The following is an 11,350-nucleotide window of genomic DNA, read 5'->3' as shown; positions in this document are numbered from 1 at the left end:
TTTTTAAATTTTGCGAGATCGTAGATTTTAAAAATTTCAAAATTTCGCGGAATTTTAAAATTTCAATTGATCTAAATTTCTCGCCTAACTTAAATATCAAGCCCTGCTACAAGCCCAGGTCAAGCGAATTCTAAATCCAAAGCCTAAGCGTAAAATTCTAAAATTATTAAAGATAAAATTTTGCCGCGCAGTATCGCAGAATTAACTCTATCGATTTTAATCGTAAAATTCCGCCAATCTTGCTTTAAAACTTCGCGATTTTAAATTCTAAAAATTCCTAAGTAATCAAATCGGCACGCCTTAAAATTCCGCATAAATAAATCTTAAATTCCTTTTTGCTACCATAACGAAAATTTTTCGCACGGATGGCTTTATGACAAAACACAAATTCTCATCGCGCTGGGCTTTTATCATCGCCTGCGTGGGCTCCGCCGTAGGTATGGCAAATGTCTGGGGCTTCCCTTACAAACTCGGCACGAACGGCGGCGGCGCATTTTTGCTAATTTACGTTTTTTTCGTAGCGCTGTTTTCATACGTAGGCCTAAGCGCCGAATACGCGATCGGTCGCCGTGCCAAAACAGGCACGCTGGGCTCATACGAATACGCGTGGAAAAGCCGCGGACTGGGCGCTATCGGTAAGGTTATCGGCTGGCTACCGCTTGCCGGTTCGATGTGTATCGCAGTGGGCTATGCCGTCATCATCGCCTACGTTCTAAAAGCACTAGTCCAAGCCATAGACGGCTCGCTAATGAGCGAAAATACCGATACGTGGTTCAACTCTTTTGCCCTGACGCCCTACTCCGTGGTGCCTTATCACTGCATAATCGTCGCAGGTACGTTGCTGACGCTATTTTTCGGCGCCAAAAGCATCGAAAAAACGAATAAAATTATGATGCCGCTATTTTTCGTGCTATTTGCGATTTTGGCGGTTAGGGTCGCGACGCTGCAAGGCGCTACAGGCGGATATGCCTTTCTTTTCGGCGCCGATTTTACTAAGCTAGCAGATCCGATGGTTTGGATTTCTGCGATGGGACAGGCATTTTTCTCGCTATCGATTACGGGCTCAGGGATGATCGTCTATGGCGCGTATCTATCCAAGGACGAAGACATCGTATCTGCGGCGAAAAATACCGCGTTATTTGACACGCTAGCCGCGATGGTAGCTGCGCTAGTGATGATCCCTGCAGTATTTGCTTACGGAATGGATCCTGCGGCGGGGCCTAAGCTACTTTTCGTAACTCTGCCTAAAATTTTGCAAGATATGGCAGGTGGTAGAATTTTTGCAGTGATTTTATTTACCGCCGTGATTTTTGGTGGAATTTCATCGCTTCAAAATATGTTCGAAGTAGTCGCTGAATCGCTAATGCATAAGTTTCCAAGGCTAAGCCGTGCATTCACGCTTGCGCTATTGTGCGCGATCTGCCTTGGTGCGGGCCTTGGTATGGAAGCGATAAGCTCATGGGGTCCGTGGATGGACTTTGTATCGATTTATATCATTCCGATCGGAGCGGTAATCGGCGCAATATCGTGGTTTTGGGTGATTAAGCGGAATGAAATTTTAGATGAGATCAATCTAGGCGCAGATAGGGCTCGCGGCAAGCTCTGGTATGATATCGGGCGCTTTGTCTATGTCCCGCTGGCGCTACTTTTATGCATAATCGCGCTTAGTATGCATATTTCGTTTTAACTCATCGCCACATTGGCATAAATGCAACGACTGGCAAGATACGGCAAAGAAGGCGAAATAGGGTAGAATTTTAAAATTCTACCTAATAACGAACTTAAAAATTTAAATGGTCAAAACGACTTTAAATTTTAATACGTTATGAGAATAAAGCGTTATAATGTGCCAAAAATTTTACAAAATAGGGGATTTTATGAGAGACTACGATAAAGAGCCATTGATCATAAACGATTACACCGTCTATCATGTATTTTCCTGGAGCATATTTACTTGCATATTGGGTTTTTCGCTTTTGGGTTATGATCTGATTACGACTGGCACTACGGGAAAATTTAGCGCTTTCGGTATCGTTTCTTTAATTTTTGTGACATATTCTTTCATACGGCTAAGAATTTCGGCGGAGCAAAATTTTTCTAAAAATCCGAGCTATTTTTATTTTTCAAACAGCCTTATCCGCTACGTCGAAAATATAGATATGAAAGATAGCATAATTTCCGAAACCAAAATAGCCCCCGATCCGTCCGCAAATATATCTAGCGTTCATTTCTGCGTAGTATGCGAACTAGAAAACTCTTACGGCAGGTTCCATTATTTAAGCTCGTATGAGTTATATAGATATTCAAGCATAGGCGTTCATATAGGCAAACTTGCTCTTTATATAAAGCATCTAATGCTATATTTAATATTTGCTCTGCCGTATAAAATTTACAAGCTCAAAAAGAGCTCGGAGCCCCTTTGGCTGTTAAAAAGAAATTTTGTCGTTAAATTTAACAACAGAAATTACTTTTTAATAAATGCCGTATCTACAAAAGAGTATCATGAGCTGCTGCAATATTTCAAGGCGCTAAACGTAAAAATAGAAGATCGGACCGACTTTATACCGCAGGCTCAAAATAGCGGCTATTTCACCGATAAAAACGAAATTTACAGCGACGATTTTAGTGATACACAAATTCCGAAGAAAAATTTTAAATGGAAGCTTAGGCGGTTTTTTAGTTTGGATTGAAATTTTAGTCCAAACGGTAAGTTCTTAAATTTAGCGAGAATTTCACGAGCGAATAGAGGGTAGGACGGCGAGGCAAATATTACTTGCTGTTATCTCCAGCCTGCCACAGCTCAAAGTTACGATAACTCAGTCATCACTGCAAGCGCAAGGCTATAAAATTTAAATCAGCTCTGCGACCTATCGTTGAAGTCGCGAAGCTACGGCAAGCTAAATTGGTCTCGGTACACAGCCGCGACTATATAAAGCCGCGGCAAGTCGAAATCGATATACCTCGCCGTAGCAAAACCACGGCGAGTTTGGCTAAAGCCTGTAGAGGATCGGCGTATCTAGTCCAAGCCAGCAATGAGCCAGTCTTAAACCCCAAACCGCCCACAATCCTTACTTCGCCCCTTTAGGCGGCATAAACGCGGTTAGTTTGATATCTTCGCCCGCCTTGTGTTTATAAAGCTCGATATTTACTAACGCCGTGTGCGCGATGTTGCCGTTGGCAAGCTCGCTCGTAGGAAGATCGATCGTAAGTACGTTCGGATTTCCATTTTTGCAAAGCCCCTCGGCGTTAGGATCGTACCACGCGCCTTCAAAGATCTGCACCACGCCGCGCATTATGTCGTCGCTTACGTTGGCTCCCGCCAAAATTTCGCCGCGAGCATTATAAACGCGCACCAGATCGCCCTGCTTGATACCGAGCTCCTTAGCGTCCTCGGTATTGATCAGTACCGGTTCGCGATCCGCGACGGCGTATCTCTTGCGATTTGAGGTGTTGCTCTGCTGCGAATGCAAGCGATCAAGCGGATGCAGGCTAAGCAGGTGAAATTTTGCAGGCTTATCCTTCATCCCGAGCCACTCGACGGGCTCGAACCACATCGGATGCGCGCCGCAGTCTTTGTAGTTCATAGCGGCGATCGTATCGGAGTAAATTTCAATCAGCCCGCTAGGCGTTCCCAAAGCCTCCAAAACGGGATCGTTTCTAAAATCCTCAAAGCTCACGTACGCAGCGCTCTCCGGCGTTTCGTAAAATTCCGTCGGCTCGTTTTTCTCCCACCACTGCTCAAAGCTCGGCATCTGTATTCCCAAAGCGGTGTTTGCGTTCACGGCGCTAGCTGCCCCTTCGTAAAATTCTTTGATCCAATCCATCTCCGTTTTGCCGCCGTCCGTATAAACCTCGGCAAGTCCGTCTGCATAAGCCTTGCAAAGGTCGGTAAAAATTTGATAATCGTCCTTCGCGCCGTGCTGCTTGGCGACGACCTGCTTCATCGGGATTATATGCATATTGGAGTAGTCTCCGCTCATCGTGATGTCGTTGCGCTCATACTCCGTCGTGGTCGGGAACACTATATCCGCCATCTTAGCAGTCGGCGTCCAGTAAATTTCATTCACTACAATGGTGCGCGGTTTGCGCCAAGCCTTGATATTGGTGTTGGTGTCTTGATGGTGCACGATAGGATTTCCGCCGACCCAGTAGATGAAGTCAATCTTCGGATAGGTGATCTTTGCGCCATTCGCGTCGATCGTCTTGCCAGGATTTAGTAGCGCGTCCGCGATACGAGCTAAAGGAAAGGCAACCTTCGCCGTATTTACTAGCCACGCCTGAGTAGCTTCGCCGCCTTGCTTCTGATCCTGCGCAAGCCCTAAAAATTTGCCGTCCTTAACGATGCCAACGCTTGCCGCGTTCATTCCGCCGATCACGCCGCCCGCGCAGGTAGGCGCGCCGCCGTTAGCGTAGTGGTAGCTAAAGCCGAAGCCGCCTCCGGCAAGTCCGATCTGTCCTAGCATCGCGCACAAAGTCACGATCATCCAGTGCGCCTGCTCGCCGTGATGAGCGCGCTGGATACCCCAACCCGCCATTATCATCGTGCGATTTTCGTAAAATTTTATCGCAAGCTCTTTGATCACGTCCGCGCTAATGCCGCAAATTTCACTAGCCCACTCCGGCGTCTTAGCCACGCCGTCGCTCTGCCCCGTGAGGTACGGTACGAATTTTTCAAAGCCCACGGTGTAGTTTTGTAAAAATTCCTTATCGTACTTGCCCTGTGAGTAGAGATGCTGCGCCATGCCCAGCATCATCGCTACGTCGGTGTTCGGGCGAGGGGCGATCCATCGCGCTTTACCCTCGAAATACTTGCCGCTTACGGTTTTGATCGGATCGATGATGATGATCTCTTTGTCGCTGTTTTTTAGCTGTTCGAAATACTTAAATCCCTGCTCGTCCGAGCTCGTCCACGCCACGCGAAGCGTAGAGATCGGATTTAATCCCCAAAAGACTACAACTTTGGAATTTTCAAGTACCACCGGCCAAGAGGTTTGCTGCTCATAGACCTGATTTGAGCCCGTTACGTGCGGCATGATGACCTGTGCCGCGCCCGTAGAGTAATCGCCCGTGACGCCCGTAAAGTCGCCGCTTAAGTTCATAAATCTATGAAGCAGCGTCCTTGAGACATGCACGTTGCCCGTACTCTGCCAGCCGTAGCTGCCCGCAAATACTGAGTCTGCACCCTTTTGCTTGCGCGTCTTTTTAAGCTCGCGCGCGACGAGTTTGATCGCGTCTTCATATTTTACCTCGACCCATTCGTCAAGCCCTCGAAGCTCCGGCTTAGGATTATCAGGATCGGCGAGATAGGATTTTCGCACCATCGGCGCTTTGATGCGCGTGTTATAAACGAGATCCGCCATCGTATTTTGAAGAGTATTGGGAATTTTAGAGGTGATCTTCCACGGCGCGGATTTTACGATCTTGCCGTTTTTGACGCTCGCTTTTAAAATTCCCCACCGTGCCGCGGTTAAAATTTCGCCGTTTTTCTTAAGCGCCGTAAGTTTATCCGCCGCAAGCATCGAGCTTGGAATGAGCGGAAGCGCCGAGACCGCCGCGCCGAGCTTTAAAAAATTTCGTCTTTTCATTTCGTCTCCTTTAAATTGACATCTTTAGAGTGCTTTTGTAAATATTGCACCACCGCCCAGCTCTCGTCCTCGCTAATAGGCGTACGCGAAAGCATCGATTTGATGTAACCGGGCCATTTGTTTGCCTCGTAGCTTGCGGGCTGATGCAAGGCATGGCAGACGCTACACGAGGTTTCGAATTTCTCCTTAGCGCCCGCGAAAATTTTATCCACGTCGCCGCTTAGCGCGCCCTCGTCGGTGTAGGCGGTTATTTTAACCTTATTAAAGCCGTCCTCTTCGCCCAAGCTCTCGCTTTGAAATTTAGCCTGCTTCGAAAACGCCACCGCGATTATGCGCGCTTTAGGCGTGAAATAAATAACGTTGGGCGCCTTTGGATTTTGATAGCCGGTGATCGAAAATTTCACCACTCCGTCCTTGACCTCCAAAACCTCTATGGCATTCGTAGGCAGCAGCCTGCCGTCCTTGTGCGACAAATCGCCGCTTACGCTTACCTGCTTTAGCACCGTGCCGTAAAGCGTCTCGCCCGCCTTGACCTCGGCGTTTGCACAGCTTGCGATCACAGCCGCAAGAGCCGCCGCAGCCGCAATAGAATTTAAAAACTTCATGCTTATCCTTTCTTAAAATTTTAAAAACTTCTCGTAAATCTGCCGTATAAAAAGCTCGCAAACATCACGGCCAAAACAGCCGCGAATGCCGCAAACGCTACCTGCGCGCACTGCGCCGCGTCTGCAAATTTAATGCTCGGCACCAGATAGAACCCCTCGCCGTAAAATCCGCCAAAAAAGCTCTGCACATCGCTAAGCGCGGTGCCTGCGGGAAAGGACGGAGTGCCCGTGCAGCTTGCGGGGCGAAATAGCTCCGGCAGCAGGCTATCAAGCGGCGCCGCAAAAGGAAAGGCGGGCGCGGTGAGGCAATTTGCCGTATCTACGGCGGGGTGCGGCACGGAGCTTTGTAAATAGCCGTATATCGCGCCCGTAAATCCGAGCGCGTAAGCAACGAGCCTTGTTATGAAGCCAAACGGCAGCAGCAAGCCTATAAGCGCGCCCACGCCCGCTACGGCAAAGCCCAGACGCACGAGGGCGCTCGTCTGCGTAAGCGACATAAAAAGGTAGCGCTGAAAGAAAAAATACGATACCGCAAGATATCCCGCGCTTATCACAAAGAGCCAAAACCACGGCGTAGCGGTATTTTGCCACGCGTAAATCTTTAAAATCAATCTATTCAAGATCGCCTCCGTCTTATAAAATTCTTAAGAATACTTTTTAATCTTAAGATTTAAATTTATGAGAGAATTATAGCAATAAAAGATAAAAATTCATGTCTACATTGCCCTAAATATCGGAGTTTAATAAGCTTTAAGCTTAACGTATAAAATTTCAATTTTAAAATTTGTCGCTCCTTGCGCGGCGGGAAAACGTTTTTGAGATATGAAATTAAAATGATAGATTTTATAAAATTTTATCTTTATCCGGGTTCATTTTGAGGAAAAATAAAATTTTGATCCGAAGTAGGGCGGTTTTTCTCGGTCGCACGCCTTTCTTTAAAAAAGAGTGGGCGCGGGGCAGAAAGGAGAGCGGGACAAGACGAGATGCGGCAGAAGATAGGCGCGGTAGAACGGAGCGCGGCGTGATAAGATAGAATAAAGCTAGCGGCGCGGCGCAAATTTTAAAACAATGCGCGCTTAAAATCGTGATCGCCCGAAGTTGCGCTCGATCAAAACAGCCCGTACTCGAAATTTACGCCTTACGGTGGCGCAGCACAGCAAATCTAAAATTTAAAATTTAAGGCCGCTAAAAACGCCGCTGCATAAATCCTCCGACTAAATTTTATCCGTTTAATTGCCTCGCTGCGAGCCTGTTTAAATTCAAACTCTCTGCGCCCGAGATACTGCGCGCGCTTTAGGCTAAAATGAAAAAAGAGGACGATCTTGCGTCAAATTCGAAAAACTATTCCCGCGCGCAAAAGTCGGCTTGGTAAATTAAACCGACAAGATCGATTTTAAATGAAGGCGGCGAGAAAAGGAGGCGATTCTGCGCCGCAGATCAAAACTATAAATACGCATAGGCGGGAGATAAAGAGGGCGGCGGCGCGGATAAACTTTGTGCGCAAACGCGCAGGAGTGCGTGCAGTGTTATTTCGCAGTAGAATTTTACGGATTTGATCTCGCGCACAAAGGCGAGATCAAACCTAAATGCCCGACAAGAGCAAATTTTACGCAAGCCGCGCAAGGCGGGTCTTGCGCGAGCGCTAAATCGCGGCTTTTAATGCCTCAAATTTCGCGTCTTGCTTGGCTAGAAGCTGTCCTTTCTCATCGCGCGAGACGTAAATTTTAAAGATATTCTCGCCCGCCTTGTCATAAAAGCCCACGAATTTCGAGAGCATCCCCATGAAAGTCTGCGTCACGAGGATAATCTTATCGATCTCATCCGTCTTTAGATGACCCCCCAAAATACCCAGCCCATGCGCCTCATCGCCGTTTGCACCCATGCCGAAATTATAATATCCGCGCGCGCTCTTGCCGCTTGGGATCTTGGTTTTAAACTCGATGATGAAGCTCGGCGTATTTTTTACGAAAAGCACCTCGCCCCAACTCTCGAGCTCCCTAATGACCTCGCAGAATTTATCGCCGCCGGCGCTTTTTCCGAAGCGCTCGGGCAGGTTTAGCAGCACGTCGATCTCCTTGGCGCCGAGCTCCTTGCAGATCTGCGCGATCGAAATTTTAGGGTTTTGCGCGAACAGCGCCTCGATTCTCTCTTTCATTTTCATCCTTTCTAAAATAAAATTTTAAGAGCCATTATAATATAAAAATTCTAAGTTACAGATAATGGCAATCAATTAAAGAGGATTTCCACAGCTTATTTGAAGAAAAATTTAGCGCTGCAAAGTGCTTATGCGTAGAATTTTAAGTGATAATACAAAGAATTTTATCTGCACGGAATTTTAGAATTCTAAATTCCGCAAAGTTTTAGAGCTTTATCATAGCGGATCGTATCCGAAGCGATTGGACCCGCTATCGCCGCGCTGCACGAAAAATACAAGCAGCACTATCCAGCCCACAAATGATACTAAAAGTCCGATATCGCCGAAAAAAGCACCCACGATCGGCGTTAAAATAAGCAGAAAAAACCAGCCACTTCTATCGGTGTCATGTAGTCGCCTAACTGATACGGCGATAGCTGGCACGAGCATAGCTAGCTGGAAAAGCGCATCTATAATGCCGATTTCTTGATGGACGATTTTGCCGGCTATTATTTGATTGTACCCTATCGTAGTGCCTAAAACGCCATCTATCAAGCTCAAAACAATCCCACCAAGCACAGTAAATAGAAAAAACCACCAGTACTCCGACCTCGATGCTCGCCCGCTAAATGCGGCGTATTTTTGCTTGACGCAAGTTTGCACAGACTCCATAAAAGTCATTTTAAACTCCTTTTTTAAAATAATGTAAGATTATACTAATCGCCCCTTAAATTTAAATACCTAAAACTCCCGCCTATTCATCTGCCTTACGTGATACGCCAGATGCGCTAGGCCGTAGCCACCTTTTGAAGCGGTAACCTCCCTAGTACCATAAACCGCCGAAACATTTAGAATTACCGAAGCTAACCACCCTATGGCAAATACTAAGGCGAAAAGCTGTGAGTCAAGCGCTATCAAGACTAGAGTTACTATCTCCGTAGCTGCAATAACATAAAACGCTCTTAGATAGTTTTTCTCTCCGCTGCAATCGTAAAGCTCTTTACTAACTAGCAGCTGATAGATCAGATATACCGCTGTGCATACACAATAAATGCTTATCATAAAAACTGATGGTTTAAACAATTCAAATCCTACAAATATAGTGCTTACTGCGCTTATAGCCGAGGAAACCCCGACTAGCACGGCGTTTGATAGCAGATCCGTGCTGCGTATAGCGCGCGCTAAAAAATATAGCCCCACAGCTAGGCATATCATAGATATAAGTCCGACACCCTCCAACGCGCCCACTTTATCTACATTCTTGATATATCTGCCTACCGCATTTAACGCCTCAAGCCCAAATGCTATGTAAAGGGTAGTTTTGGCAGTAGATAGATTCTCGCTCTGCTCTTTAGCGTCATCCGTATAAACATACAGGATTGCTCCCGCGCCTACGGATACATTTAGCTTTCGCACCATATCAGGCAACCTAAAAAAGTCGCTAATAAGCCAGATTAAAAATAAAACATTAGGCACCGAGAAAATAACCATAAAATGAAAAAAGCCCTGTTCTATATCTTTTAGGTCTGATGCTTGCACGCCCAAATCCGGACGAGATGAGTTTACAAGCGCCAACAGCTCGTTACCTTCTATACTCGTCCACATGACAGCAACCACTACTAAAAAAAGCCAGATGAGAAATGGCAGCCCGCCTAAAAGCTGAAAAATCGCGGAGATTATACGCCCAAGATAAAATCTATGCGCGCCGAAAGGCCCGAGGAACATATAAAACGCGTAGGCCTTATTTAGATCGTAAGCCTTAGCTGAGCTTTGCGTAGAGTTAATTCTATCGGAATTTAAGGAAGCTAAATTTTGCCAAGTGGAATTCTGCTCTACAAAATTCTGCGAGCTCGCAGCATTTTCGGTAAAATTCAAGCCTTTGGCGTTAGAATCTTGCTCGCTAGAACCTGTCGTGGCAGAATCTCGCAAAATAGAATTTTCTTCATCTAGGCCTTGAGCTGCAAAAGCTAAATTTTGCTCCGCAGAATTTTGTGGTGTGAAATTCTGTTTTGTAAAAGTGGAATTTTGCTCTATAGAATTCTGAGCCGCAGAATTTTGCTCGCTAGTATCATCCGCCGCAAGAGCTTCTTGCGTTAAATCCAAATTCTCAGATTGCTCCTGTGGCTTCTCGTCCAGAGGCTTTTTTTCTTCGCCTCTTTTACGTCTTATGCTAGCTAGCGATGCAGGATTGCTACTGCCGCCCCAAATATCTTCGCCCATCTGCTCTCCTTGATTTTTAAAGCAATTTTACCTGAAATTTAAGGAATTTTTGTATATTCGCCGCTACAAATTCAAAACAAAGGACAAAAATGTCAAAAGTAACATTTCAAGGAAAGCCTGTAGAGCTAAGCGGGCAAGAGATAAATCTAGGCGATCGCGCGCCGCAAGTGCGCTTAGTAGCTCAAGATCTAAGCGAAATCGAGATCGCTAGCGGCAAGCACGTGCAAATCATCGTCGCCGTGCCGTCGCTAGATACGCCCGTCTGCGCGACGGAGGCACGCAAGTTCAACGAGCGCGCCGCATCGCTTCCTAACACCGAAGTAATCGTCGTTTCGATGGATTTGCCGTTTGCGATGGAGAGGTTTTGTACGACTGAGGGGATCAAAAATCTACGCATTGCAAGCGATTTCCGCGATAAGGAATTTTGCCGCCGCTACGGCACTCTCATCGCCAGCGGCGCATTAGCAGGTCTCAGCGCCAGAGCGATCTTCGTCATAGATACCGCAGGCGTCGTGGTTTATAAAGAGCTCGTAAGCGACATAGCCTCTGAGCCCGACTACGACGCAGCGCTAGATTTTGCAGAGCTCGTCGCTCGCAACAGCTGCTCTAACTGAGCAAGATAATAGATCCAAGGTTTGGATAATTTTCGCCTCGCTTTAGTTCACTACTTTAAGCAAATTCGCCCTACTGCAAGTAAAAAACGAAGTAGGGCGCTTAAAATTCTACTTCAATTTTACATTTTGATTTTATGCTTTAATTTGCGCTCCAGCGTACGCAAAGCTATTAACGCACTGCGATAGCAAGCG

9 protein-coding genes are annotated in these 11,350 nt (G+C 46.5%); 3 read left to right on the top strand and 6 right to left on the bottom strand.

All coding sequences use genetic code 11. The features are described from left to right. Positions 1-373: 373 nt before the first annotated feature. Together Q0323_RS05685 and Q0323_RS05680 are read left to right on the top strand one after the other, a co-directional pair. A complete protein-coding gene (locus Q0323_RS05685) occupies positions 374-1,687 on the top strand; it encodes a sodium-dependent transporter (RefSeq protein WP_298052393.1) in 1,314 nt (437 codons plus the stop codon). A 190-nt stretch (positions 1,688-1,877) separates the two neighbouring features. Further along, a complete protein-coding gene (locus tag Q0323_RS05680; protein WP_298052390.1) occupies positions 1,878-2,690 on the top strand; it encodes a hypothetical protein in 813 nt (270 codons plus the stop codon). 378 nt (positions 2,691-3,068) lie between these two features. On the opposite strand, the gene Q0323_RS05675 is transcribed toward Q0323_RS05680, so the two are convergent. From Q0323_RS05675 to Q0323_RS05650, 6 genes are all read right to left on the bottom strand, one after another. Further along, positions 3,069-5,585 (bottom strand): molybdopterin guanine dinucleotide-containing S/N-oxide reductase, encoded by a 2,517-nt coding sequence (locus Q0323_RS05675; RefSeq protein WP_298052387.1) that lies wholly within the window; start codon positions 5,583-5,585, stop codon positions 3,069-3,071. Then, the gene (locus Q0323_RS05670) at positions 5,582-6,190 is read right to left on the bottom strand and encodes a cytochrome C (RefSeq protein WP_298052385.1); all 609 of its coding nucleotides are present in this window, start codon (positions 6,188-6,190) and stop codon (positions 5,582-5,584) included. The genes Q0323_RS05675 and Q0323_RS05670 overlap by 4 nt, the downstream gene beginning before the upstream one ends. Before the next feature lie 20 nt (positions 6,191-6,210). Continuing rightward, positions 6,211-6,810, bottom strand: coding sequence for a disulfide bond formation protein B (locus Q0323_RS05665; RefSeq protein ID WP_298052382.1), 600 nt, complete (start codon positions 6,808-6,810; stop codon positions 6,211-6,213). 1,022 nt (positions 6,811-7,832) lie between these two features. Then, positions 7,833-8,345: a heme utilization cystosolic carrier protein HutX gene (gene hutX, locus Q0323_RS05660; RefSeq protein ID WP_298052379.1), complete on the bottom strand. Its 513-nt coding sequence runs from the start codon at positions 8,343-8,345 to the stop codon at positions 7,833-7,835. Between the two features lie 216 nt (positions 8,346-8,561). Further along, positions 8,562-9,005: a DUF805 domain-containing protein gene (locus Q0323_RS05655; RefSeq protein ID WP_005872982.1), complete on the bottom strand. Its 444-nt coding sequence runs from the start codon at positions 9,003-9,005 to the stop codon at positions 8,562-8,564. Between the two features lie 60 nt (positions 9,006-9,065). Then, positions 9,066-10,544 carry an NINE protein gene (locus tag Q0323_RS05650; RefSeq protein ID WP_298052376.1) on the bottom strand — a complete coding sequence of 493 codons (1,479 nt, stop codon included), beginning with the start codon at positions 10,542-10,544 and terminating at the stop codon, positions 9,066-9,068. 89 nt (positions 10,545-10,633) lie between these two features. On the opposite strand from Q0323_RS05650, the gene tpx reads away from it, so the two are divergent. Next, entirely contained in the window at positions 10,634-11,158 is a 525-nt protein-coding gene (tpx, locus tag Q0323_RS05645) for a thiol peroxidase (RefSeq protein ID WP_298052373.1), read from the top strand. The last annotated feature ends 192 nt before the right edge of the window (positions 11,159-11,350 follow it).

It is taken from the genome of uncultured Campylobacter sp. (genome assembly GCF_938030145.1).
In the GTDB taxonomy this organism is placed as follows: Bacteria; Campylobacterota; Campylobacteria; order Campylobacterales; family Campylobacteraceae; genus Campylobacter_B.
Note: the sequence above shows the minus strand (reverse complement) of the source record. Positions and strands in the feature narration are given on the sequence as shown.